The sequence below is a fragment of the Microbulbifer sp. THAF38 genome (genome assembly GCF_009363535.1).
Taxonomy (GTDB): domain Bacteria; phylum Pseudomonadota; class Gammaproteobacteria; order Pseudomonadales; family Cellvibrionaceae; genus Microbulbifer.
Window position 1 is genome coordinate 363594 of sequence record NZ_CP045369.1, and the last position, 25084, is coordinate 388677.

The following is a 25084-nucleotide window of genomic DNA, read 5'->3' on the forward strand; positions in this document are numbered from 1 at the left end:
ACAAACGCAGCTACTTCACTGTTGCGTTCACGTCCCTGTGTTGTGCCCAGCCACAATAATAAATGACTGGGCACACACGGCTTAGGCGGAAACCGCTTGGGGCTGGCTCTGGCTCGAGGTGCGGTAGGCAGTTTCGATGGAGTCGAAGAACTGTTGGCGGGCTTGCACCAGACGGCGCCCCGCGTCGAGCATTACGTCGAGTTGGGAGGCATCTTTGCTGCCGATCTCAACCATAATATCGCGGATGGTTTCCGCGTGGCCGTCATCGCATTCGATGTGCAGCAGGAAGAAAGTTAATTGCTCGTCGGCCACACCGCAGGCGCGGAAGCCGGCTACGATATCGCTGTAGAGGTCCGGCACCAATGCTTCTGCGCCCAGGCAGAGTGCGCCCAGGCCAGAGCTGGCACGCAGGTCGCGGCAGTGCTGGAACATGGTGTCGATCAGGTGCTGGGTGCCGGGCAGAATTTCTGCATTTTCCAGGCTCAGACCAAAATGCTCGAGAGTCTCGCGGTAAATCTCGGCGTGGGGTTTGGGGCTGTCGGGTTCCAGACCCAGTTCTTCCATCAGGTTTTCAGCCAACTCATGCACTTCTTTATTGCTGGGGAGGTTGGCCATCATCGCACAGAGGTAACGCACGAAGTAGCTGCTGTAGATTCCCTGTTGCACCAGGAAAATTTTCAGCTCTTCCATGGTTATGGAGCCATCGCGGCAGCGCTTGAGGAACGGATGAGCGCGGGTCTGCTCAATCAATAAATCTTTATTGGCCTCAAGTAATTCGAGCTGCATTTCCATCGAATTTTTCCTTTTTTGTAATTCCATTTTTATTGGACGGGGGAGATGCCCGGACTTATTTTTTTATTGAAATTCGAGTGCACTGATTTCAAGAAAGACAAGGTTGTTATCGCTTTGTCTTTGGCTAAATTAACACCCTATTAACCCTGTTGTGAATGGGGGAATTGTGAAGATTTTCCTAAGGAAATTTGTACGGCCAGTAATATTTTTACCTTGACGGTTAAATTTTTATTATTGTTATTTTTATAATTTTGGAGTGAGCTTTTACTTATGGGCAAGTCGGAGTTACCACTTCGCTTTCAAGTCAAGCGGTGCGCCTTTTCGAATAAGTAAAGAGTTATTTTTATTGATTTGTGGGTTATGGGGTACTCGCTCAATCATCGAATTTTTTTCATTGTTTATGTGACAAAGTTGAATAATTGCCGAGTAGAAAATCCCTGACTGAAATCCCCTTTTGCACACCCAGACATTGCAAGGCAGGTCTAGGTCCCGGTTGCAACCGATATTAGTTGGCTTATAAACCATTCTGACTGTGTGGTTTTATTGGTTCTAACCCGGGATCAGTGCTCCGTGGTTTTCTTCTTTCAGGAGGCCGCTATCAGCCCGGGTGGACCGATTACCCGGAGTGTCTGTGCCTGGGTCTGCTTCTGGTACAATTGCTACTTCTCTAGTGTTGCTCCCCTCTGTGCGAATTCCTATGGCGAAATCCCCAGCCGTCGACAGCGAATTGATCGACATCCACGAAGCCCGCCGTTGGCAGGATGAACTCTCTGACCTGGTCACAGCCCCTGAAGAGTTGATCGAATTACTGCAGCTCGATCCTGAGCAATTGCCCTGGGCGCAACAGGCCAGCGACAAGTTCGCCCTGCGAGTACCGCGTCCGTTTATCCGTCGCATGCGTCTAGCCGATCCGAATGATCCACTCCTGTTGCAGGTATTGCCCGGAGCTGCAGAGCTGGAAGTGGTTGCGGGCTTTAGTGCCGATCCATTGCAGGAAGCTGAGGCGAATCCGCTTCCTGGAGTGGTGCATAAATATCACGGTCGTCTGCTGTTTATCACGGCGGGGCAGTGCGCGGTAAATTGTCGTTACTGTTTCCGCCGGGAATTTCCCTACGGTGATAATCACCTGAATCGCAAACAGTGGTCTGCAGCACTGGAATATGTGCGCGCGCGCAGCGAGTTGCGGGAGGTGATACTGAGCGGTGGCGACCCACTGGTGTTGAACGACCGCCAACTTGGCTGGCTTGCCGGAGAGCTGGCGCAGATCCCACACCTAAACAAATTACGCATCCACAGTCGTGTGCCCATAGTGGCGCCGAGCCGGATTACCGATGAGATGCTGTCCTGGTTCGCTCAATCGCGCCTGAAACCGGTACTGGTTTTGCACTGCAACCACGCCAATGAAATTGATGCGGAGGTGCGCGCGGGTCTGGCTAGGCTGCGCAATGCGGGGGTGATTCTGCTAAATCAAGCGGTACTGCTGCGCGGCGTTAACGATAAGTGCGAAACCCTGGAATCATTGAGTGAAACGCTGTTCGATGCAGGGGTGTTGCCCTATTACCTGCACCAGCTGGATAGGGTCAACGGCGCTGCCCACTTTGAAGTCAGCGATAGCGCGGCAGTGGAAATCATTGAGCAAATGCGCAGGCGCCTGCCGGGTTATTTGGTTCCCAAGCTAGTGCGCGAGATACCAGGTGTTGCTTCAAAGTCCCCAATAGAAGCTAACAGCAAGATACCTCAAACCAATTAATAAAAATTCTGGGCGGCAGTGGGCGACAGAGGGCGACAGAGGACGGAAAAATGGCGCCAAATTGATCTAGGCTAAATATCTATTAGGGCCTATCTATATAGTGGCTGCCGCATTAGTTGTGCCGTACAGGCCCTAGATAAAAAGAGGTTGCCGACCCGCTGAGTGATTACTTATTCGCAAATTCATACTTTTGAGTGCGTTTTTTTACAGGGGGAATTGTGTGACTTTGGTCACGCGTACCATCCTGAAGTGCTCTTGTATGCCACCACAGGGGCCCCCTAAACTTACCGCATGGGGTTGCGGTGCGCTGCCCTGAAAAAATAGAGCAAATAATGAATAGCAACGACACTATCCGACTCCTTCTGATTCACGACATGCCCGCAGAGGCACAGCGCCTGGTGAGCATGTTGCACAATGCCGGCAGACCTAACCGCGCCCAGCATGTCGCCAACGAAGCGGTTTTTACCCGCCTGCTGCAAGACAAAACCTGGGACCTGGTAATCGCCTCAGAAAGTAGCACCCAGATTCCACCGGCGGTGGCCCTGCGCACAATCAGTAAACTGCAAAAAGATATCCCGGTGATCCTGCTGAGTGAGCGCACTGGCTCCCAGCCTGTAGTGGAGGGGCTGAAGCTTGGCGCACGGGACGTGGTAACAGTGGATGAGGACCAGCATCTATTGCTGGTGATCCAGCGCGAGATGAGTGCTCTCGCAAACCGCCGCCAGGCACGGATACATGACCGCCGCTATCACGCCACGCTCAAGCGCGCCAAAGAATTGCTCGACAGCTCTAAGGACGCTATCGCTTATGTCTCCGATGGTCTTTTGGTATACGCCAACGATTCATTTGCCGAACGCTTCGGCTATGAAAGTGGTGAGGAGGTCGAATACCAGCCACTGATCGATATGCTGTCGGAAAGTGAGCAGGAAGGGGCGCGGGAATTTCTCAAGCGATGCGCCATCGACAACAATGAGGTCGAGGCCAAAGAGTGGCGGTTTACCGCCAGAACAATGAATGGCGATCCCCTGCCCACCCGTGCCGAGGTGCTCAGCACCACCTATGAGGAAGAGCGCTGCCTGCAAGTGCGCATTGCCAGCCGTCGCGGCGATACCGAACAGCTGGAAGCCCAGCTCAGCGATATTAAAAACCGCGACCCGCTCACCGGTCTGTTCAATCGCCAGCACTTCTTGCAGCTATTGGACTCCACTATCAAGGCCTCCGCAGATTCGCGCCGCACCGGTGGCTTGATGTTTATTCAGGTGGATCGCTTTGCTGAAGAGGTGCAAAAAGTTGTGGGTGTGGCCGGTGCCGATGCGCTGCAGAAGGCCATGGCCGAGCTGTTACAGGGCTGTCAGCGCAGCGGCGATACCCTGGCGCGTTACAGCGACGAGAGTTTCTGCCTGCTGAGCCCGGATACCACGCCGGACAGTATCGAACTGCGCGCTAAAGACATACTCAAGCGAATTGCCGACACCATTTTCGATGCTGCCGGCAAGACTCAGCAGGTGACCGCTTCGATTGGGATTTCATTACTGAGCGAGGCCTCCAGTGGCTCCCAGCAGGTGCTGGAGCAGGCACAAACGGCCCATAAACTGGCCCTCGGTGAAGACAGTCAGGGCGGTGCCTTTGCCCTTTATGAGCCGGATACCGAAAACAGTGCCGATGCCGGCACTTATCACCGCGCCCGTGTGGTACAGGCGCTGGAAGCGGGCAGTCTCAAACTGCTGTACCAGCCGATCCTGAGCCTGCAGGGCACCGGCGAGCAGATGTATGAAGTATTGGTTCGCATGCTCGATGAAAAAGAGGAGCTGGCGCCGTTGGCTTTTCTGCAGGAGCTGGGCGATGCGGGCCTTTCGGCAAAAATGGATCGCTGGGTGATTCTCACTGCAATCAAGGCCGCGTCCGCCGCCAGGGCCGCGGGCAAAGAAGTGTCGCTGTTGCTGCACCTCACCACCGCCTCGCTACTCGACAACAGCCTGCCGGCCTGGCTGGGGGTGGCCTTCAAAGCTGCCAAACTGGTACCAAGTTCGGTCGTTTTCCAGTTGCGTCAGGAAGATATCACCAGCAATTTACACGCAGCTCGGGATTTCACCACCCAGGTTCAGCAACTCGGCTGCCGCGTATCTGTTTGTCACTTTGGCACGGGTTTGAATCCATTCAAGGCTTTGGAGCACGTGAAGGTAGATATTGCCAAGATAGATCCGTCATTTGTGCGTGAAGTGCAGGATGAGGGTGAGAGTAGCGATACCCTTGCGGGTTTGGTACAGCGCTTAGGCGAGGCGAACACCAAGGTGATCGTGCCCCATATCGAGCAGGCCAGCATGCTGCCCACTCTGTGGCAAACCGGCACCGATTATATCCAGGGCTATTATGTACAAGCTCCGGCGGAGGAGATGAACTTTGATTTCAGCCTGGATTAAACAGGCTTATTGAAGGGTGGAGAATAACCGCACAGCCCATAGGGCTGTGTGGTTTTTTTATACCTCTTAAACCTTGCAGTGGCTAAACCTTGTAGCGACTGCGTAGGGCGGCAATGGTATTGCGCGCCAGTGTGGCGTAGCCAGGAGCTGGAGCCGGTGCATTCTCTGGACCGCTGCTCTCGTTCCAGGCTCGCTGCACATGGTTGGCACCGGCCTTTTGCTTATAGATTCGCGCCAGGCTGGCGTTGTAACTCTTACTGGTGACGGTATCCACGTGATACCAGTGGGCTTTGGTACGGGAGTGGGATACATCCATCAGCAGGTAGCCGCGCTGGGTCACATTGACCCATTTCAGATGTGGAATCAAACCGTCCATGGCGATGGCGGCTACATCGGTCAGGTGGGACTTATCCAGAAAACTGGAGGTCACGCCTGGGGTGACAAACTCACCGCCCAGGGCGCCACGCCCGGTGAGGCGACCGTATTCGAGGATATTGAAGGGATTGCTGGCCAGGTCCCAGGCCCAGGAGCTGTGGATATCTCCGGTGAGCACCACAAAATTGTCGATATTGTGGTTGCTGATATGGTTGAACAAGCGTTCGCGGGAAGCGGTGTAGCCATCCCATTGGTCCATATTGATCGATAGATCTTTGGCCAGGGTCAGTTGCGCCATCATCACCTGCTGGCCCAGTACCCGCCAGCGCACCCCGTCTGCCTGGGATTGAGTCAGTCCATTGTGCAGCCACTGTTCCTGTTGCGCACCGAGGATACTGCGATCGGGGTCATCGGCGGTCTTCTGGTCGAACCAATTGGCCTGCTCGTCACGGGCGGCAATCCGCGTATCCAGCATCATCAAATCCATCAGGTTGCCGAAGCGGAAGCTGCGGTAGATGGCCTTGTCACCAAACAGGTCGAGGAGGCCGTTGTCGCGGATTGGCATCCACTCGAAGTAGACCTGATTTGCCACGGTGCGGCGCACTGCCCAGTCCCCCTCGCCGTCTTGTGGATCGTGGTTTTCCGCACCGCCGGCCCAAGAGTTGTTGGCGCTCTCGTGGTCATCCCATACACAAATAAAGGGATGTTGACGGTGCACTTCCTGCAGATCCGGATCGGAGCGGTATTGGGCGTAACGTTGGCGATAGTCCTGGATATCCACCATTTCCTTGGCGGGAATCGGCTCACGTCCAAGGCCGGTGCCTGTGCCGAAACCGCCTGGGCCGTATTCATAGATGTAGTCGCCCAGGTGCAGCACCACATCCAGATCGGCGCGCAGGGCGATCTCGCGGTAAACATTGAAATAACCCATGGGATAGTTGGAGCAGCTGGTCACAGCGAAGCGCAGGCGCTCAACATGGCCGGTGGGCAGGGTGCGGGTGCGGCCGATGGGTGAATCGATACCGTTGGAGTAGAAGCGGTAATAGTAACTAGTCCCCGCTTGCAGGCCGGAAGCGTCCACTTTGATGGTGTAGTCCACCTCTGGGCCGGTGAGGCCACTGCCGCTGTTGACCACCATCGCCATCTCCGGGTCCAGGGCGATCTGCCAGGTGTAGGGCACCATGGACTGGAAGGCGGGGTCATCGGAGGGGGTGATCCGAGTCCAGAGAATAACGCGATCCGCCAGGGGGTCGCCGCTGGCCACGCCGTGCTGGAAGGGTTGCAGGCCGGCACCATAGGCTTTCAACAGTGGCAGGGATGCCAGGCCGGCGCCGGAAAATTGTAGGAACCGCCTCCGGGACAATGACATGGGACTCTCCTTTATGTGCTTGTTTTAGAGGACCCGCAGTCTGAATAGGGAAAGTGAAGGCTTTGTTAATTACTGGGGAGATTTTTTCGATCTCAGCGGGGATTAGTCAGCAAATTCATCCGCCAGCGTAGAAGTTGAGACATGCGTCTATTTTTATCGCCGCGGCGAGCATGATCTTCGGTGGTGGGGCTCGCTCGATGCTGCCCGTGGCGGTCACCCAGCGGGGATCTGCCTCCCTATCGTTCCGCAAGCGCGCACTCTCGGGTATCCTGTGGCGCAAATTGAAAAGCTGAACCCAGGGAGTAAACCCATGTTGCCCCGTTTACTGTGCACCAGCCTGATCGTCGGCGGCTTCGCCGTGGCCTCAGGTTGTTCCAAGAATGAACCGACCAAGGTCGAAGCCGATAGCGCCAGCGCGCCGGTAAAAGCGGCCGCGGTAATTGAGAAGAAAAGCGTTGCAGACAAGGCGCCGCAGTCCGGTGTGGATTATCACTCCTTCGCCAATAGCAATGACTATCAGGTGCAGCACCTGGATCTGGACCTGACTGTCGACTTCTCCCGCAAGGTACTCGAGGGCGAAGCCAAGCTGGACTTCAAGCGCCTCAACGACAAGAACCTGCCGATGGTGCTGGATACCCGCGAGCTGGAAGTGGTCTCCGTTTCTGCCAATGGCGCGCCGGTGAAGTTCTCCATGGGTGAGAAAGACAGCCACCTGGGTACCCCGCTGAATATTGAGCTGCCGAAAGATGCCAACAGCATCACCATCCGCTACCGCACAGCACCGGGCGCCTCTGGCGTGCAGTGGTTGGAGCCCCAGCAAACCGCTGGCAAGAAGCATCCGTTCCTGTTTACCCAGGCTCAGGCAATTCACGCGCGCAGCTTTATCCCGCTGCAGGATTCCCCGAAAGTTCGTATCACCTACAACGCTACCGTTCGCACCCCGAAAGAACTGCGCGCTGTAATGAGTGCCAACAACGATCCGAAGGCGGCCAAAGATGGCGTCTACGAGTTTGAAATGCCCCAGCGCATTCCCTCCTACCTGATTGCCCTGGCGGTTGGCGACCTGCAGTTCAAGCCCATGGGCGAGCGCACCGGTGTCTACGCCGAGCCCTCTATGCTGGAATCTGCGGCAGCGGAGTTTGCCGACACCGAATCCATGCTGGAAGTGACCGAGAAGGCCTATGGTCCCTACCACTGGGATCGTTACGACCTGCTGATCCTGCCGCCCAGCTTCCCCTTCGGCGGTATGGAGAACCCACGCCTGAGTTTTATCACTCCGACGGTGATTGCCGGCGACAAGAGCCTAGTGGCCCTGATCGCCCACGAACTGGCGCACTCCTGGTCCGGCAACCTGGTGACCAACGCCAGCTGGCGTGACCTGTGGCTGAACGAAGGCTTCACCACCTACCTGACCAACCGCATTATGCAGTTTGTCTACGGTGACGAGCGCTACCAGATGGAAATGGCCCTGGGCTATGACGATCTGCAAGCGGACCTGGCCGACAAAGAGCCCCGCGATGAGATTATGGCGATCGACCTGCGCGGTCGCGATCCCGATGAAGTCTTCTCCAATATCCCCTACGAGAAAGGCTCCCTGTTCCTGTACGAGCTGGAGCAGAAAGTGGGCCGTGAAGCGTTCGACCGCTTCCTGATGGAGTACTTTAACCACTTCTCCTTCCAGAGCATCACCACCGAGGACTTCGTTAAGTACCTGGATAAGACCCTCCTGGTTGAGCATGCCGACAAGCTGGATCGCGAGCGCATTCACCAGTGGATCTTCGAGCCGGGTATCCCCGAAGGTGCGCCGCATCCGCAGTCTGATGCCTTTAGCAAGTTGGACCCGGTGCGCCAGCAGTGGCTGGATGGCAAATTGGCGGCGAAGGATATCGACACCAAGGGTTGGACTTTCCACCAGTGGAAGTACTTCCTCGACGGCATGCCAGAGAAGCTGACGGAAGCCCAGTTAAAAGAGCTGGACAGCGCCTTTGGCCTGACTCAATCCCGCAACAATGAAGTGGCCTTCAGCTGGCTGATGATTGCCGTGCGCAATGATTACGAGCCGGCCTTCGATCGCCTGGAGAACTTCCTTACCAGTATTGGCCGTAACAAATTCCTGCGCCCGCTGTATCGCAATATGGTTGAAACTGGCAAGCAGGATGTGGCCGCGCGTATTTTTGAGCGCGCCAAGTCGGGTTACCACCCGTTGACAGTAAAAGTGAACAGCCTGGTAATTTACGGTAAGAAAGAAGGCTAAAACCTCTGCTCAACTCCGGTGCCCTGTGCCGGGGTTCTAGCATTCTGTGGGGAGTGATCGAGCCGATGCAATGTCGGCTGTTTTAAGCGTAACTCCCCATACTCACCTCAGCGTTTCTGCAAATTTTCTGCGGTTAAATTCTGCCTGAAATGTGAGCTGTTAATATGCTTTTGGGCGGAGTCCGAGCCGGAAAAGAGCCGGTGTAATCTCCTGTGTAGCAAACTTCATCCATCTGGTACGAATTAATAATTTTTGCGCCAATTTTCTGGCACAAAAATCATTAAATTGCTGTTCAAATCGGGACCCTTTGCGTAATCTGCTGCTCGAATAAAATTCCAATTAGGCAAAGGGAGGTACCTATGTACAAGCGGATTTTATGGTTGGTTATTCTCGGCCTTTTTATCGTAGGTTGTGAATATGAGCCCGGTGCCTGTTCAGATAACAACAAGCCGCGTTCTTTTCCCTTCCCTCATGCGATGATATGACCTGTTTGGGGCGCCTCTAAGGCTGCCCCAATTCGGCTATTTGTCGGTCGTTGAGACCAAATAGGTACAGCGCGGCATCGAGCCCGAATAGGGTAATGGCCTGAGGCGCTTCTCTACGGACTTTGGGTTTTGGGTGGATAGCAATACCCAGGGCGCCCAGGTTCAACATGGGGATATCATTGGCGCCGTCCCCTACGGCAACCACCTGTCCCAGCGGCAGCCCCATATCCTTTGCAGTTTCCTCCAGCAATAACCGCTTGCGCATGCCGTCCACGATAGGTTCTATTACTTCACCGGTGAGTACGCCACCGGCGAATTCCAGTTCATTGGCGTGTATCAGGTCAACGGCAAGGCGTTCTTTCTGTAGGAAGTTCGCGAAGTAGGTGAATCCGCCGGATAAAATGACCGTCTTGCAGCCGAGTTTGCGCAGGCAGTGCAACAGGTTTTGTGCCCCTTCTTTTAGTGGCAGTTGCCTGGCGATTTCTGCCAGGCGCTGTTCGGAAAAACCCTTGAGTAACGCCATGCGTTTTTTGAAGCTGTCGCGGAAATCCAGCTCGCCGCGCATGGCGGCCGCGGTGATAGCCGCCACCTGGTCGCCGATTCCGGTAATCTTGGCCAGCTCGTCGATGACCTCGGCATCAATCAGGGTGGAATCCATATCGAAGCCAGCCAGCGCCGGTACCCTCTGACTGCTGCCTTCCTGCAAAACCAGATCGGCTCCAACTTCCTCGGCCAGTTGCAGGCAGGCAAATCGCGCAGGGGAAAACTCCAGTTCAGCACTGAACTGGAAGCGAATTACCGTGCACTCGTGCCGGTGGGCTAGAGTGTCGATGGCATCGATGTGCCATTGTTGCTCGGCACAAAAATCCAGCAGGCGCTGTAGTTGTAACAGGCTGGCTGCTGGGCTGAGGAAGGTCAGGCACCAGGGTGATTGCACAGCCGATGGTGCGGCATTGGGTAAGCTCAATTCACCGCTGGCGGTGCCCGAAAAAGGTACTGTTTCGTCGTATTCCAACCCTAGCTGTGCGTGCTTGCCGCTCTTGCTGCTCTTGCCGCTATAGGTGAGGTAGCGCACAGAGCAGTCCAGGGGTGACTGGGCAATTTGTGCCAGGGGCAGATGAAATTCTTGTGCTCTAGTTTCGACGCCCATGGCGCAGCTCCCCAATTTATTCAATAAGTGACGCATTATAGCTCTAGCCGGAATCTTCGCTAAAATCTGCGCCGCAGGATCTGCCTCGCTTATTTGTGACAAATAAAAAAACTCCCTGTGGAACTATTTTGTTGCTGGATCGACCAACGGCACAGGAAATTACACTGCGCACTATTGGCTCTTTGTGAGGATAAAATTGCGCCAGGGCCCTTGGCCGCGGAGAGTTCCAAAGACGCCAGCAGGTCCACGCATCTGCGCCAGTGTTTGTTGGCGACGTTTTTATCCGTCAGGATGATTGATAAAGACGCAAGGATAAGAAGCTCAAGATAAAAAGAAACAAGGCGAGGTATTAAGGCCGCGTGATGTCTGTATCGATGATTTCCTTTTTGCGCAGACTGCCAGAGCAGTTTGCGCATTTATCCAAGCGCGTCCGTCAGCGCCTGTTGGCGGCGGCAATCTGGTTGATCCTGGCCCTGTTCTGCAGCGTGGCTCTCGGTCACTACTATGGGCAGCGCCATGCCGATGCCGTGGAGAAAGACCGCGCTTCGGCGCAGGCGGCAGCGAGTTTTCTTGCAGGGCAGAGCCTGGAGCGTATCGTCGCTGACGATCGCATCAGTATGCAGTTATTGGCCCGACAATTGTTGGAGTTGCCTGCCATCAGCGGTGTTGCCGTTGAGGATGTGGAATCTAACAGTTTGGCGGAAGTCGGCGATCTAGAGAATGGCGAGACCATTAGCGTGCCGGTAGTGCTGCACGACAGTATCGCCGGCAATGTTACCGTTGCCCTGGTCCCTGGCGCGGATGTCACCTTCCCCTGGGCCAGCCTGTTGCTGACACTGGTTTTTGCATTGCCGTTTAGTGCAGTGGCGGCATTGATGGTGGGGGGCTTTTCCGCACCGGGCAGTTTGCCAGCTGAAGAACCTCTATCATCTGCCGATCTTTCCGAACAAAAACAGGACACCATAGGTTTGTACCTGCGTCCATTGAACTGGGCCCAGTTGACCAACCAACTGAGCCGCAGCGCGCTCGAAGGAATCCAGCGGGAGTTGGATGGGCGTATGCAGTTGCTGCGTCGGATCTACGGTGCCCATCCACTGAGTTGCGCTGGGCCGCAGATCGGCTTGGGATTTTCCGGCGCCGATGCGGCATTTCGCGCGGTCTGCTGTGGCTTGTTACTACGGGAGATGCAGAGCGTCAGCCGGGCCACCGGCCTGAAGCTGGCCCTGGCGGTGGCGCCTTGTGAGCCCAACACGCCGGACTTTTCCGCCGAGCAACTGCTCAATCAATCGCGCGGTTTGTTCCTGCATCCGGAGCTGCTGGAAGATACCTCCCTGGCCGGGCGCATTGAGCATCACGGCGCCGGCTGGTCCCTGGAAGTTACCGGCCTGACACCCTCCTATCAAAAGTTGCTCGACAACCAGTTGCAACAGCTGCTGGGCGTCTGACCCCTCACTTCCGATCACTGCGACGGGTTAATGACTAAATAGCCCCTCGCAGTTATTTTTTGGCGTTTGCTTTACGTTTACGTCAACGTAAACTCTTGTTAGGCTCTGTTGCGTCTCGAGGAAGTACTTATGAAAGCCAAAGCCAGCATTGTAGAGCCCCAGAGTTACAGTATTTCGGAGTTGGCGCGGGAATTTGATATCACCACCCGCGCCATCCGTTTCTATGAGGACAAGGGCCTGCTCAAGCCGGAGCGGCGAGGGCAGACCCGTATCTACAGTCCTGAGGAACGGGTGCGCCTGAAGCTGATTTTACGCGGTAAGCGCTTGGGTTTTTCCCTGGATGAAAGCCGCGAGATTATCGATATGTACGATCCTGCTCACGGCAACGTGGAGCAGTTGCAGCGCCTGCTGGAGCGCATTGCCCAGAAGCGTGCACAGTTGCAGCAACAGCTGAGGGATATCGAAAGCCTGATGGGGGAACTGGACGACGCGGAGACCCGCGCACAAGCGGCCTTGGTAAAAAGTCGCAAAGAAGAAAACCCCTAGCCCACAGCTTAAAAATTTCGGCAGGCGCTTGCGAAAGCCTGTGACCCGCAGAGGTTTAGCGTGTCACCCGATGTGTCGAGTGGTTGCAGGTGCCACCAGTTTAAAAGACTTTTCTAATAATTATTGGAGCCATTATGAATACCTCCTATCCAACCCTGAATTTCGGCCTCGGTGAAGACATCGATATGCTCCGCGATATGGTCTACAAGTTCTGCCAGGCGGAGCTGGCCCTGCGCGCGGCGCAGATCGATGAAGACAACCTGTTCCCCGCTGATATGTGGAAAAAATTCGGTGAGCTGGGTCTGCTGGGCATGACCGTGGAAGAGGAGTTCGGCGGTTCCAATATGGGTTACCTGGCACACGCTGTGGCCATGGAAGAAATTTCCCGCGCCTCCGCTTCTGTAGGCTTGTCCTACGGTGCCCACTCCAACCTGTGTGTAAACCAAATTCGCAAAAATGGTACCCGCGAGCAGAAGCTCAAGTACCTGCCCAAGCTGTGCTCCGGTGAACATGTAGGCGCCTTGGCTATGAGCGAACCCAATTCTGGTTCCGATGTTGTGAGCCTACAGCTGCGCGCGGAAAAGCGCGGCGACCGCTTTATTTTGAATGGCAATAAAATGTGGATCACTAACGGCCCCGATGCCGATACCTATGTGATTTACGCGCGCACCGAGCCGGGCATCAGCTCCGGCGGTATTACTGCATTTATCGTCGAGCGCGGCTTCGCCGGTTTCTCCCAGGCGCAAAAACTCGACAAGCTGGGCATGCGCGGTTCCAACACCTGTGAGCTGGTGTTCGAAGACTGCGAAGTGCCGGAAGAAAATATCCTCGGTGAATTGAACGGCGGCGTGCGTGTTTTGATGAGCGGTCTCGACTACGAGCGCACCATTCTTTCCGGTGGTCCGGTAGGCATTATGCAGGCCTGCCTGGATATCGTGGTGCCCTATATCCACGAGCGCAAGCAGTTCGGCAAAGCCATCGGCGAATTCCAGCTGATGCAGGGCAAGATCGCCGATATGTATGCCGACCTGAATGCCAGTCGCTCCTACCTCTATGCCGTGGCCCGTGCCTGTGATCGCGGTGAGGACTCGCGCAAGGACGCCGCCGCAGTAATCCTATTTACTGCAGAGCGCGCAACCCAGATGGCCCTGCAGGCTATCCAGACTCTGGGCGGCAATGGCTACATCAACGAGTACGCCACCGGTCGCCTGCTGCGCGATGCCAAGCTCTACGAAATCGGCGCGGGCACTTCTGAAGTGCGTCGTATGCTGATTGGTCGCGAGCTGTTTAACGAGACCCGCTAAGGCTGGGCATTTCTTCTCGCTGCCGACGCCTGTCGGCGGCAGCTGTCTCCACGGACATTGCGGCGATAAGCGGCGCTCCGTGGAGGTCTTTTCTCCGGGAAAGTGAATCAGACTTTATGAATCAGTTGCAGAGCAAAATAAATACACGCGATGCCGCCTTTGGCGAAAACCGCGAGCAGATGCAGGCGCTGGTGGCAGACCTGCGTGAAAAAGTGGAAGCCATCGCCCAGGGTGGCGGCGAGCGCGCACGGGAAAAACACCTGGCGCGAGGAAAATTATTGCCACGGGACCGTATCGATGCGCTGCTCGATCCGGGTAGCCCCTTCCTGGAATTTTCCCAGCTGGCCGCTCACGAGGTTTACGGTGAGGATGTCCCAGCCGCGGGCATTATTACTGGCATCGGCACCGTTTCCGGTCAGCCCTGTGTGATAGTGGCCAACGATGCCACGGTAAAAGGTGGAACCTATTATCCCCTCACAGTAAAAAAACACCTGCGCGCGCAGACCATTGCCGAGCAGAACAATCTGCCGTGCATTTACCTGGTGGATTCCGGTGGTGCTAACCTGCCGCGCCAGGACGACGTTTTCCCGGACCGTGAGCACTTCGGTCGCATCTTCTTTAACCAAGCCAATCTCTCTGCACAGAATATTCCGCAGATTGCGGTGGTTATGGGGAGCTGTACTGCCGGCGGTGCCTATGTGCCAGCCATGGCAGACGAATCCATTATGGTGAAAGAACAGGCCACTATCTTCCTGGCGGGCCCGCCCCTGGTGAAAGCGGCTACCGGTGAAGAAGTTTCCGCGGAAGAACTCGGCGGTGCCGAGGTGCACTGTCGCACTTCCGGGGTTTCCGATCACTACGCCAATAACGATGTACACGCGCTGCAGTTAGCGCGTCGCTCTGTAGCGCGCCTGAACCGCATCAAGAATCCCGGCCTGGATATCCAAAAGCCGGTAGAGCCGATTTATCCACCGGAAGATATTTACGGTGTGGTGCCCAAGGATTCGCGCCAGCCGTTTGATGTGCGCGAGATTATCGCGCGGGTTGTGGACGGCTCCGAGTTCGATGAATTTAAAGCGTTGTACGGCACGACCCTCGTCACCGGTTTTGCTCGTATCCAGGGCTACCCGGTGGGAATTGTTGCCAACAACGGCATTCTGTTTGCGGAGAGTGCGCAGAAGGGCGCGCACTTTATTGAGCTGTGTGCGCAGCGCAAGATTCCATTGGTGTTCCTGCAAAATATCACCGGCTTTATGGTGGGCAAACAGTACGAGGCGGGCGGCATCGCCAAACACGGCGCCAAGATGGTGACCGCTGTCGCTACCGCCAAGGTGCCCAAAATCACCATCCTTATCGGCGGCTCTTTCGGCGCCGGTAACTACGGTATGTGTGGCCGCGCCTACGATCCCAACTTCCTGTTTATGTGGCCCAATGCGCGCATTTCGGTTATGGGCGGTGAGCAGGCCGCTGGCGTATTGGCCCAGGTGAAGCGCGATCAAATGGCGGCACGGGGTGAATCCTGGAGCGAAGAGGAAGAGCGCCAGTTTAAGCAGCCGATTGTGGATAACTACGAACACCAGGGGCACCCCTACTACGCCTCCGCGCGCTTGTGGGATGACGGCGTTATCGATCCGGCGGATACCCGCCGCGTGCTCGGCCTGTGCCTGGCGGCGGCCAGCCACAAAGAGCCGGAAGAGACCCAGTTTGGCGTGTTCCGCATGTAAGGAACCGTGGTTGCGGTGCCGCGGGCTACCCCAGTGCCGCTAGAGAGAAACGCCCCAATCGAGGAATAACAATGAGCGATAAATTGCTGTGCGAAGTGGATAGCGAGGGCGTGGCCACGGTCACCCTGAACCGGCCGGAAATCCACAACGCTTTTGATGATGAACTGATCCACGAGCTGGCCACCACCTTCGACACCCTGGCGCAAAACCCCGCTGTACGTGTGTTGGTACTGGCCTCCAATGGCAAGAGCTTTTCTGCCGGAGCCGACCTCAACTGGATGAAGCGCATGGCGACTTATTCAGAAGAGGAAAACCGCCGCGATGCCGCCGCGCTTGCCGCCATGCTGTACAAGCTCGACACTTTTCCTACGCCCACTATTGCGCGAGTACAGGGCGCTGCTTTTGGTGGCGCCGTGGGCCTGGTGAGCTGCTGCGATATGGCCGTAGCCTCTGAGCGCGCCAGCTTCAGTTTGTCTGAAGTCAAAATCGGCTTGCTGCCCGCCACCATCAGTCCCTATGTCATCAATGCGATCGGCACCCGCCACGCGCGCCGTTACTTTGTCACTGCGGAGCGCTTCTCCGCCGAGCGCGCGGAACAGATGGGCTTGGTATCCGAAGTTTGCGCCGAGGGCGACCTGGATCTGCATGTGCAGAAATTAGTGAATGCCATTGCCGACAACGGCCCCAAGGCGGTCGCCATGGCCAAGCAACTGGCCATGTCTATGTCCAACCGGGTTATCAACAATGAGCTGCAAGGGCAGACCAGTGCGCTGATCGCCGCCGTGCGCGTATCGCCGGAAGGGCAGGAAGGATTGAGTGCGTTTTTGGAAAAGCGCGCACCCAAGTGGATGAATGGTGGCGAAGGATAATTTTATGATTCGCAAACTGTTAATAGCTAATCGCGGCGAAATTGCCTGCCGTATTATCAAGACCGCCCGCCGCTTGGGGGTGGCCACCGTCGCTGTCTATTCCGATGCGGATGCCGATGCCCTGCACGTGCAGATGGCGGACGAAGCGGTACACCTGGGCCCGGCCCCGGCCAGGGATTCCTACCTGGATATCGACAAGGTATTGGGTGCTGCCAAGCAGACTGGTGCCGATGCCATCCATCCGGGTTACGGTTTCCTGTCGGAAAATGCCGAGTTTTGCCGCGCCTGCGATAGCGCCGGCATTATTTTTGTTGGCCCGCCCACCGGCGCGATTGAGGCGATGGGCTCCAAGTCCGCTGCCAAACGTATTATGGAAGAGGCCAATGTGCCCCTGGTGCCCGGTTACCACGGTACCAACCAAAATGAAGAGCTGTTGGAAGGCCATGCCAATCGCATCGGTTATCCGGTATTGCTGAAAGCCGCTGCCGGCGGTGGTGGTAAGGGCATGCGCCGTGTCGACAGCGCCGATGAATTCCACGAAGCATTAGCTGCAGCCAAGCGTGAGGCCATGAATGCCTTTAGCGATGACATCATGTTGCTGGAGCGCTATGTGGTGAGTCCCCGCCATGTGGAAATCCAGGTGTTCTGCGATCAGCAGGGCAACGGTGTCTACCTGTTTGAGCGGGATTGCTCGGTGCAGCGCCGCCATCAAAAAGTAGTGGAAGAGGCCCCCGCACCGGGCATGACTCCGGAGCTGCGCGCCCGCATGGGTGAAGCGGCCCTGCGCGCGGCCCATGCGATTGGTTACGTGGGTGCCGGTACGGTGGAATTCCTGCTGGATGCCAGCGGTGCCTTCTACTTTATGGAAATGAACACCCGCCTGCAGGTGGAGCACCCGGTAACGGAAATGATCACCGGACAAGATTTGGTGGCTTGGCAGCTGGCAGTCGCTGCCGGTGACCCCCTGCCCATGAGCCAGGATGCGCTGCAGATCAACGGCCACGCCATGGAAGTGCGTATCTACGCCGAGGACCCGGACAATGATTTCCTGCCGGCAACCGGCGTGTTGGTGCGTCATCAGCCCCCGGTGGAAGGCGAGGGCGTGCGGGTGGATACCGGTGTGCAGACCGGCGATGAAATCAGCGTGCATTACGACCCGATGATCGCCAAATTGATCTGCCACGGCCGCACCCGCAAAGAAGCCCTGGCCAAACTGGATCGCGCATTGCGTGATTACCAGATTGCCGGTGTGCGCCACAATATTGAATTCCTGCGCCGAGTGATCAATCACCAGGCATTTGCCAGCGGTTGTATTTCGACGCACTTTATCGAGGACTACGAGGCGGAAGTGCTGCATCAGGAGCAGACACTGACGCCGCTGAAGTGCGCCGCTATTGCCGGTTATTTGCAGCAGCGTGAAGAGCGCGATCTGCGCAACAGCACACCGCAGCGAGATCCTTTCTCCCCTTGGCATAATGGTGATAACTGGCGCAATGCTCTGGCTGGCAGTCGCACCCAGACGGTGGACTACCGCGGCCAGCACGCGCAAATTCGCTTTGTTGCGGAGGGCGATAGCCTGCGCTGGACTTGCGATGCCTTGCCTGAGGAACAAAACAGCGGTGAGATTCGCCTGCTGCCGGGACGCGACTTGATGTTGGTGGACGGCCGTCGCATGAGTTTCTCCGCCGTGGATACCCGCGATGGCGGTGCTGTATTTATCGATGGTACCCAGGTGGAATTCAAGTTGCTGCCACCGGATATCGGCGAGAGTAATGACCAGGCCCACGGCCTCGATGCCCCCATGAACGGCACCATTATTTCGCTACTGGTACAGCCGGGCTCCACAGTGGAAAAAGACCAGCCACTACTGGTAATGGAAGCCATGAAAATGGAACACACCCTGCGGGCTCCAGCATCCGGCACCGTGCAGCAGTTCTTCTGCGCCGAAGGTGAGCTGGTGGATGGCGGCAGCCTGCTGGTGGATTTTGCCGGGGAGGAGCAATAATGACTTTGCCCAAGCAAGTAAAAATCGTCGAAGTGGGCCCCCGCGATGGGCTGCAAAATGAAAAGCAGCCAATCTCTGTGGAGACCCGTATCGCGCTGGTAGACAAACTCAGTGCTAGTGGGCTGTCGGTTATTGAAGCCGGCAGCTTTGTCAGCCCCAAGTGGGTACCGCAAATGGCCGCCAGCGAGGAAGTGCTGGCGGGTATCCAGCGTAAAGACGGTGTTATCTACAGCGCGCTCACACCAAACTTAAAAGGCTATGAGCGCGCAGTGGAAGCCAAAGCGGATGAGGTCGCCGTATTCGGCGCGGCCTCGGAAGCCTTCACCCAGAAAAATATTAATTGCAGTATCGCTGAGAGTCTGGAGCGCTTCCGCCCACTGGTGGAAAAAGCCAAGCAAGACGGCATACCCGTGCGCGGATACGTATCCTGCGTACTTGGTTGCCCCTATGAAGGCGATATTGATCCCGCCAAAGTGGCAGAAGTTAGTGCCGCTCTATTGGAAATGGGTTGCTACGAAATTTCCCTAGGCGACACCATCGGTGTCGGCACCCCGGAAGCCGCCAAGCGTATGCTGGAACAGGTGATGGCCCGTGTACCTGTGGAAAAACTTGCGGTGCATTTCCACGATACCTACGGCCAGGCGTTGGCCAATATTTACGCGGCCTTACAAATGGGTGTCGCAGTAGTAGATTCCGCCGTAGCCGGCCTGGGTGGCTGCCCCTATGCCCGCGGCGCTTCCGGTAATGTTGCCAGTGAGGATGTGCTCTATATGCTCAACGGCATGGGTATTGAAACTGGCGTGGATTTACAGTTGCTGGCAGAGGCTGGGAACTTTATTTCTGAACAGCTGGGGCGGGAGACCAACTCCCGTGTGGCTAAGACTTTGGTGCCTGGTTGAGTCTTTACAGAAATCTCTCCCGGGCAATAGGCCCTGGAGAGGTTTTATTTGTACGTGTTAATTTCTTCTAGAGGAGTTTTTTACTGGACTTTCTGCCTCAGTAAATAGAAAGCTTTATAAATACCATTTCATATAGCCTGATATTTTTTGATTTGTCTTGACTAGCTTTCATACCCAATTTCTTCTATATAATCTTCAATAACATCACAGATTTTTTCCGCATCAGATGTCTTAATAGGTTGTCTTAGTACTACTACGTTATTCTGAGCGTCTTGTGCAATTTCAGTGCACATAGAGTCAAGAAATAAAAGAATATCCTTTGCTTCGTCTTCAGATTCAATGGAATCTTTTTGTAGTATGTTTAATACCTTTTGATTGGATAACTTTTGGGCGTAGTAAGACATGATGTCTTTGATTGGCTGGTGAATATTTTTCATGGGGCTATCCTCATGGTTCCGATTTTATCCATTCTAGCAGCAATAACTTTCAACTTATTTATCAGGTCCGGTATGGGCATTTTCTTGGTTACGGTTAAACTGGCATGCCCTGGACGATCATGTATGATTTTTAGTCCATCCATTGATAGTAATGACTCATCAATGGCATAAATGTCACACTCGGTGTGAAATCTAGATTTTGATTTAATTATTTTTTTGAATTTTTTCATGTTAGTGGCAAAAGATAGACCCACTTCATTGCTTGCTTCTATATATTCCATATCAGGGGAAAACTTGAAATCAATCTCGCGAACTGTTCCATCTGTGAGTGTTGAGTGCGAATGAGGGTCCACGACCCTGATCAATTTCTGTAATTTGGTTATTTGTTCTCTTACATTATCTACTTGAATTAATTCCATTTTCTCTTCCTTGAGGGGGGCTTTAGTTATTTTGATGGTGATAAATAGATAGATTCAATTTAAATCTCCTTTGTATGAATTGTAATTTTAGTTAGACCTTTTTTTCCATATGTCTGGCCACTAAAGTTTAAATTATTCGTATTTGTGGTTCCAAGGTGCCATCTATGAGTGCTGAAGTTATCTTATATGGTAGTGAAATTAGGGGGTTGGCGAGTATGAGGTTTTAAATCTTCTTAATGTTGATTTGCTTGGACAGTTAAACTGTTAAGTCTTAAAACTTAGAGGGTGAATTATTTGTTACCTTAGGCGCCAACACCCTAAACGACCGCATCATATCGTAATCCTCATGGGAGAGCAGATGGCAGTGCCATACATAGAGACCTGCGCGGTCAAAGCGCGCTATTACCCGGGTCACTTGGCCGGGAAGGGCGATCACTGTATCTTTGGGCCCACTTTCTTCTGGTTGTGGTGTAAGGGGTTTTCCCTGTAGGGATTCTATTTCCAGCCGTGCTCCCTGGAAGACCTCACCGGTGTGCATAAATTTCTGCGCTTTGGGAATAAGTTTTCCTTTAAAAGGCTGGCGATCCAGTACCTGGAATTCCACTAGGTGAATATGGATAGGGTGGGCCGATACTGTAGGGTTGTATATCTCCCAGATCTCAACGGCGTTGTGTTGGATTATTTCTGTAGTGGGGTCTTCAAAAAATAGGGAGCCCTCCTTTACTGGACCTAACATGAGTAGATTGCGGCCGTAGGGATCGTCCAACCGGTAGGAGGCAAGTTGTCGTGTGCGGCTGGCTTGGTTCAGCCGGTTAAGGGGCGCGCGCAAGGGAGTATCTAGGGTGAGATTTAAATCTCCAATAGTGTTTTTGATCTTTGATTGCTGTTTATCGGAAGAGGCGCTTATCGGTGTTGATGCAATATGGAATTGTAGGATCTGGCCTGTAGTATTTGGATCGGTAGCTGGTGTGATGCCACCGCGTCCATTGCTTAATACGCGTTTACCATCCGGGTTGTAGACAAGTGGAACTGAACTCTTTGGATCATTGGCCTCTACAAAGCCTTTAAAAGGGACATCCGGTCCAAAGTTCCGCAGTGTTAGCTTACGCCCTTTATAACCACTGAAATCTACTAAAACATCTGCTCGCTCTGCGGGTGCCAATATCAGTTCAGCCAATTTTACAGGATGATCGAGAAATCCGCCGTCACCGCCGACTTGTACAAAGGGGGTATTTTCGTCGATCCTGAGTATCAGTGTGCGGGTATCGGATGCGTTGAGTAACCGCAATCGATAGACGTGTGGAGTGACACTGACTTTGGGCCAGGTCATGCCGTTTACCAGTATAAAATTGCCAAAAAACTCGTCGAGATGAGAGGGATTGGGCCAATTGACTTTAACTGCTTCATGGGAAACTGGTGATGGAGGCTGGTCCCTCCAGCCAGGAAAATATAGTTGTCCATCGGAGCTAAACAAGCTGTCTGTAATAGCGGCAACAAAAGTGCGATCTTCTGCGGGGAGCAGCTTCTCCTGTATCAGGCGGTCTTCATTGTCATCGCCTACCAGGTAAAAACCGAATAGACCCGCGTAAACATTAAGGCGCGTCATGCCCAGGGTGTGGTCGTGATACCAGATAGTGGCGGCGTCCTGGGAGTTGTCGTATTCGTAAATCCTTTTCTCAAATAATGGTCCCGTCTCACGATAATTGCGGGTGTACCAAGCGAGGGGATTGCCGTCACTTTTCCACTCTGTATGCCCGCCGTGAAGGTGGATAACCATAGGTACAGCTTTTGGATCTTTTACATCGGCGAGGTGAATGGATCTATCTACAGGAAATAGATGCGGACCCGGTAGCTCATTGGCCCAATGTACAAATACCGGTTGGCCTTCTCGGGCGCGAATAGTCGGGCCGGGAGAGTGGATGCGACCTGCATATTCAAAACCCCAGGCTTTAGTCATTATGCGTTTGCCCTCCTTATCTCGCAGGCCCATCCAAACCTGGGTGGGCCGTGCTGGCAGTTTGATAGGAGTTGAGCCCTGGGGGCGGATTTCTAGTGGGACAGGTAGTTCGTTCTCGAACTTAACCACTGTGTCAGGATCGAGCAAGGTTACTGGGCTTGCTGGGCTGGTGCTAGCTTTCTCATGGGCAGCAGTTTGAAAACAAAGCAGTGATAGTAATAGGCATAAGTGGGTCAGCCTTAACATGATTAGTTCTCGATGGTTGAGCCAAATCGCATGTTAATGGGGTAAAATTGCCCTGCAGACGTAACTAACCTCTTGGCGTGAATAAATTCTTATTTCTAAGCACGCTGAGTATAGTTGGATATTCCCGGTATCTAGTAAATCTTTTATTCGAGGTTTAATCGATAGTGTCCAGTTATTGTATAAGAGAACAGAACGTCTTCCAGCACCGGGCCTGCGCCAATATTATGAGCAATCAAAAAACGATCTGTATTTTTAGATGGCTTTGGTGAGACGATTCCGATATGAGGGAGATTCCCTGGAAGCATCCAGGTAATAATATCTCCGGGTAGATAGTCACTCGACTTATCAGTAATGGGGATTGACATACCTTTGCGATGAAAGAAGGTCTGAAGGTTTGGTACCCGTCGGTGGTCAATATTCTTATCTGGTCTTAAAAGTCCCCAGATACGCTTCGAAGGATAGGCTTGGAAATTGCTTGAGATATCTTCATGTACCTCTTTCTGTAGATCAATGCCCAGCTTTCGAAAGGAGCGAATGACTACATCTGTACAGACACCAGTATCGGCTGGCACATCACCATTTGGATAGGGGATAGAGATATAAGAGGGGTCGTAGCGCACTGTGTGGTAAGTGCGCTCCAGGGCGGCTTCGGCTAAGGGAAGATTTTGTGCATAGCAATTGGATGAAATAATGCCGACAAAGAGAATTAATCTTCTCACTTTAAGTTTCCTTTTTTATTTCAAGTAGGTGGAATTATTTTTCCAAATATGGTGCCAGCCTTAACCTCGTTTGGTCGTATCCAATTAAACTTTTTTATGAGGTGGCGCTGTCTGCAAAGTTCGAGTAAACGACATAACTGAATAGGCCGACAACAAACCAAAAGAAGACGCTGGAGAAAAATATCTGCCCAAAGCTTGGTTCCTCTTTTTTAAGGGGGAGGAGCTTGCTGATATAGTATCCGGGAAAGTAGAAAAAAATCTCGAAAATTAATCGGGCTACCACATCAAATAAAAAATGAAAGGCAAATCTAATTATGCCTCCAACAACTTCTTCCATATTGCCTACTAATTATTGGTAAGAGAATGTAAACTTAGTGATCTATAAATTTTTTAGTTCTATTAATCGACCTCGATCAATTTGTTTGGATGATCCCAGACATACCAGTAGGTTGGCACATTACTTCCATCGGGTGCATGCCAATTACTTTCTTGCACCTGTCTCCCGCCCAGCTTCTGGTAGAAGGATTGAGCTTTAAAATTATCTTGATTGACTAAAAGGCACATACCTCTATCAGGAGCCTGCTCATAAGCCCAGCGAGCGCCTTCAACAAAGAGTGTTTTTCCAATTCCCATGGAATGGTAGCCTTTACGCACATGCAAATTGTCCAGGTGCGTCCCCCAATCAGGATGATTGTCTGCGTAGAGGCAGACAAAACCGGCGATATTGCCCTCAATCTCTGCTAACAGTACCTGCTGATTATGTTTTGGCTGCTCAAAACGATCCTCCCAAAGTCGCATCCTTTCCATTGGGGCCTTATTCTCAAGGTAGTGCCTGGAAAGCACTTTATGGTAATTTTCTTGCCAGCTGGCGCTATGTATACTTGCGATGGTGGGTGCATCTTGCCTATTCGCTATACGTATTTTCATGGCATTACCTGATTCCTTGATAAGTAAAAACCGTAAAGGCGATTATTTGACGATATGTTTTAATTACTCATCTCTGATGATTTTTCTGCAGGGGTTTTAAGTGATGAATTCCACATTTGAGGGGAATTCTTGCTTTAGATATTCGCAAAAAGAGATGACTTTGTTGGAGGGGAAGACAAACTCAGGAATCTTCCCTGGAGATAGTTGGTTGTAAGGGAGGGAGAAGTAGCCACGATCTTTGACAGAGTCAATAGCAATTTTTCTTATCGCAGATTTTTTGATGGAAAGATCACCGATAATCATAAACTCTCCATCAAATCTTACATAAGAAATTGGATCATCTATTATTGATCGCTGAAATTTGTCGCGATTAGTGCAAAAGTAGAGTAAGGCGGTGAAAATAAGTAGTAATTTCCAGGCAAATTCTGTTGCAGGAAAATTTAAAGTGACTAAATAGGTTGAAAACAAGATGCTCCAGAAAAGTAACCCCTTTAAATAGATGTGTTTATTGCTCATTCCCGGTGCTCTGTAATTTATTTACTGATGTCTTCCAGACTATTCTGCCAAAATAATTTATCTCAAATTAACACTGTACTTATCCCAATACCACTTAAAGAACGGAAGTTCAATCAGCAGGAAGCTGATTAGGGAAAAGCCAAACCAATTGGCGGTAAATAGCAGCATGTTAAACTTGAGCTCGGCATCTCCAAAAAGAATGCCGGCTATCAATAGTGCAATACCTGTTGCAAAGAGATCATTGATTATGACCTTGTTAAGGTTGGCCCCTGCATGCCTTGGATAAATATAGAGATAGGCTGCGCAGATGATAACGGTATTAACGATTAAAAGAATTACCTCGGGCTTCACAATGAAATCTCTCTGGTTGGGACAACTTCAGACGTGATTATACGGTAGGGTCACGGCAAAGTACCCTGCAGAATAGGGGTATAAGTGGTTAACCTTAAGTTTTATGATTTTAAATTTCTGAAAGA

General features: G+C 53.2%; 23 protein-coding genes. 12 read left to right on the forward strand and 11 right to left on the reverse strand.

The window, feature by feature from the left end:
• Window positions 1-81: 81 nt before the first annotated feature.
• On the reverse strand, window positions 82-792 hold the full coding sequence (locus FIU95_RS01535) for a TenA family transcriptional regulator (RefSeq protein ID WP_152450858.1): 711 nt from the start codon (window positions 790-792) through the stop codon (window positions 82-84).
• Between the two features lie 697 nt (window positions 793-1489).
• Here FIU95_RS01535 and epmB point away from each other — a divergent pair.
• Together epmB and FIU95_RS01545 are read left to right on the forward strand one after the other, a co-directional pair.
• Window positions 1490-2542 (forward strand): EF-P beta-lysylation protein EpmB, encoded by a 1053-nt coding sequence (gene epmB / locus FIU95_RS01540; protein ID WP_152450860.1) that lies wholly within the window; start codon window positions 1490-1492, stop codon window positions 2540-2542.
• Between the two features lie 332 nt (window positions 2543-2874).
• Complete coding sequence (locus tag FIU95_RS01545) at window positions 2875-4962, forward strand: EAL domain-containing protein (RefSeq protein WP_152450862.1); 2088 nt, start codon at window positions 2875-2877, stop codon at window positions 4960-4962.
• Between the two features lie 82 nt (window positions 4963-5044).
• Here the strand turns inward: FIU95_RS01545 and FIU95_RS01550 are convergent, their stop codons facing one another.
• Window positions 5045-6706, reverse strand: a complete 1662-nt coding sequence (locus FIU95_RS01550; RefSeq protein WP_152450864.1) for an alkaline phosphatase — start codon at window positions 6704-6706, stop codon at window positions 5045-5047.
• A 134-nt stretch (window positions 6707-6840) separates the two neighbouring features.
• Between FIU95_RS01550 and FIU95_RS21055 the strand changes: the two genes are divergently transcribed.
• The 3 genes from FIU95_RS21055 to FIU95_RS21595 all read left to right on the forward strand — a co-directional run bounded on the left by FIU95_RS21055 (window position 6841) and on the right by FIU95_RS21595 (window position 9445).
• Window positions 6841-6999 (forward strand): hypothetical protein, encoded by a 159-nt coding sequence (locus tag FIU95_RS21055; RefSeq protein ID WP_172975296.1) that lies wholly within the window; start codon window positions 6841-6843, stop codon window positions 6997-6999.
• A gap of 17 nt (window positions 7000-7016) precedes the next feature.
• On the forward strand, window positions 7017-8960 hold the full coding sequence (locus FIU95_RS01555; RefSeq protein WP_152450866.1) for a M1 family metallopeptidase: 1944 nt from the start codon (window positions 7017-7019) through the stop codon (window positions 8958-8960).
• Window positions 8961-9319: 359 nt separating this feature from the next.
• On the forward strand, window positions 9320-9445 hold the full coding sequence (locus tag FIU95_RS21595; RefSeq protein ID WP_256366400.1) for a hypothetical protein: 126 nt from the start codon (window positions 9320-9322) through the stop codon (window positions 9443-9445).
• 16 nt (window positions 9446-9461) lie between these two features.
• Here FIU95_RS21595 and serB read toward each other — a convergent pair whose 3' ends face one another.
• The gene (gene serB / locus FIU95_RS01560; protein ID WP_152450868.1) at window positions 9462-10595 is read right to left on the reverse strand and encodes a phosphoserine phosphatase SerB; all 1134 of its coding nucleotides are present in this window, start codon (window positions 10593-10595) and stop codon (window positions 9462-9464) included.
• 386 nt (window positions 10596-10981) lie between these two features.
• Here serB and FIU95_RS01565 point away from each other — a divergent pair, with 386 nt between their 5' ends.
• The 7 genes from FIU95_RS01565 (at window position 10982) to FIU95_RS01595 (ending at window position 19387) form a co-directional block, all read left to right on the forward strand.
• On the forward strand, window positions 10982-12040 hold the full coding sequence (locus tag FIU95_RS01565; protein ID WP_152450870.1) for a hypothetical protein: 1059 nt from the start codon (window positions 10982-10984) through the stop codon (window positions 12038-12040).
• A 129-nt stretch (window positions 12041-12169) separates the two neighbouring features.
• On the forward strand, window positions 12170-12586 hold the full coding sequence (locus FIU95_RS01570; RefSeq protein ID WP_152450872.1) for a MerR family DNA-binding transcriptional regulator: 417 nt from the start codon (window positions 12170-12172) through the stop codon (window positions 12584-12586).
• Window positions 12587-12720: 134 nt separating this feature from the next.
• Window positions 12721-13890 (forward strand): isovaleryl-CoA dehydrogenase, encoded by a 1170-nt coding sequence (locus FIU95_RS01575; RefSeq protein WP_152450874.1) that lies wholly within the window; start codon window positions 12721-12723, stop codon window positions 13888-13890.
• A 116-nt stretch (window positions 13891-14006) separates the two neighbouring features.
• Window positions 14007-15614, forward strand: a complete 1608-nt coding sequence (locus tag FIU95_RS01580; RefSeq protein ID WP_152450876.1) for a carboxyl transferase domain-containing protein — start codon at window positions 14007-14009, stop codon at window positions 15612-15614.
• 71 nt (window positions 15615-15685) lie between these two features.
• The gene (locus FIU95_RS01585; RefSeq protein WP_152450878.1) at window positions 15686-16483 is read left to right on the forward strand and encodes an enoyl-CoA hydratase/isomerase family protein; all 798 of its coding nucleotides are present in this window, start codon (window positions 15686-15688) and stop codon (window positions 16481-16483) included.
• Between the two features lie 4 nt (window positions 16484-16487).
• Window positions 16488-18488 carry an acetyl/propionyl/methylcrotonyl-CoA carboxylase subunit alpha gene (locus FIU95_RS01590; protein ID WP_152450880.1) on the forward strand — a complete coding sequence of 667 codons (2001 nt, stop codon included), beginning with the start codon at window positions 16488-16490 and terminating at the stop codon, window positions 18486-18488.
• Window positions 18488-19387: a hydroxymethylglutaryl-CoA lyase gene (locus tag FIU95_RS01595; protein ID WP_152450882.1), complete on the forward strand. Its 900-nt coding sequence runs from the start codon at window positions 18488-18490 to the stop codon at window positions 19385-19387. The genes FIU95_RS01590 and FIU95_RS01595 overlap by 1 nt, the downstream gene beginning before the upstream one ends.
• A 161-nt stretch (window positions 19388-19548) precedes the next feature.
• Here FIU95_RS01595 and FIU95_RS01600 read toward each other — a convergent pair whose 3' ends face one another.
• From FIU95_RS01600 to FIU95_RS01635, 8 genes are all read right to left on the reverse strand, one after another.
• The gene (locus FIU95_RS01600) at window positions 19549-19824 is read right to left on the reverse strand and encodes a hypothetical protein (RefSeq protein WP_152450884.1); all 276 of its coding nucleotides are present in this window, start codon (window positions 19822-19824) and stop codon (window positions 19549-19551) included.
• Window positions 19821-20243 (reverse strand): hypothetical protein, encoded by a 423-nt coding sequence (locus tag FIU95_RS01605; protein ID WP_152450886.1) that lies wholly within the window; start codon window positions 20241-20243, stop codon window positions 19821-19823. The genes FIU95_RS01600 and FIU95_RS01605 overlap by 4 nt, the downstream gene beginning before the upstream one ends.
• A gap of 271 nt (window positions 20244-20514) precedes the next feature.
• Complete coding sequence (locus FIU95_RS01610; protein WP_152450888.1) at window positions 20515-22446, reverse strand: multicopper oxidase family protein; 1932 nt, start codon at window positions 22444-22446, stop codon at window positions 20515-20517.
• A 143-nt stretch (window positions 22447-22589) separates the two neighbouring features.
• The gene (locus tag FIU95_RS01615) at window positions 22590-23165 is read right to left on the reverse strand and encodes a DUF1287 domain-containing protein (RefSeq protein ID WP_216646291.1); all 576 of its coding nucleotides are present in this window, start codon (window positions 23163-23165) and stop codon (window positions 22590-22592) included.
• Window positions 23166-23259: 94 nt separating this feature from the next.
• On the reverse strand, window positions 23260-23502 hold the full coding sequence (locus FIU95_RS01620; RefSeq protein WP_152450890.1) for a hypothetical protein: 243 nt from the start codon (window positions 23500-23502) through the stop codon (window positions 23260-23262).
• Window positions 23503-23564: 62 nt separating this feature from the next.
• The gene (locus FIU95_RS01625) at window positions 23565-24092 is read right to left on the reverse strand and encodes a GNAT family N-acetyltransferase (RefSeq protein ID WP_152450892.1); all 528 of its coding nucleotides are present in this window, start codon (window positions 24090-24092) and stop codon (window positions 23565-23567) included.
• A gap of 96 nt (window positions 24093-24188) precedes the next feature.
• The gene (locus FIU95_RS01630; RefSeq protein WP_152450894.1) at window positions 24189-24608 is read right to left on the reverse strand and encodes a hypothetical protein; all 420 of its coding nucleotides are present in this window, start codon (window positions 24606-24608) and stop codon (window positions 24189-24191) included.
• 57 nt (window positions 24609-24665) lie between these two features.
• On the reverse strand, window positions 24666-24959 hold the full coding sequence (locus FIU95_RS01635; protein WP_152450896.1) for a hypothetical protein: 294 nt from the start codon (window positions 24957-24959) through the stop codon (window positions 24666-24668).
• Between the last annotated feature and the right edge of the window lie 125 nt (window positions 24960-25084).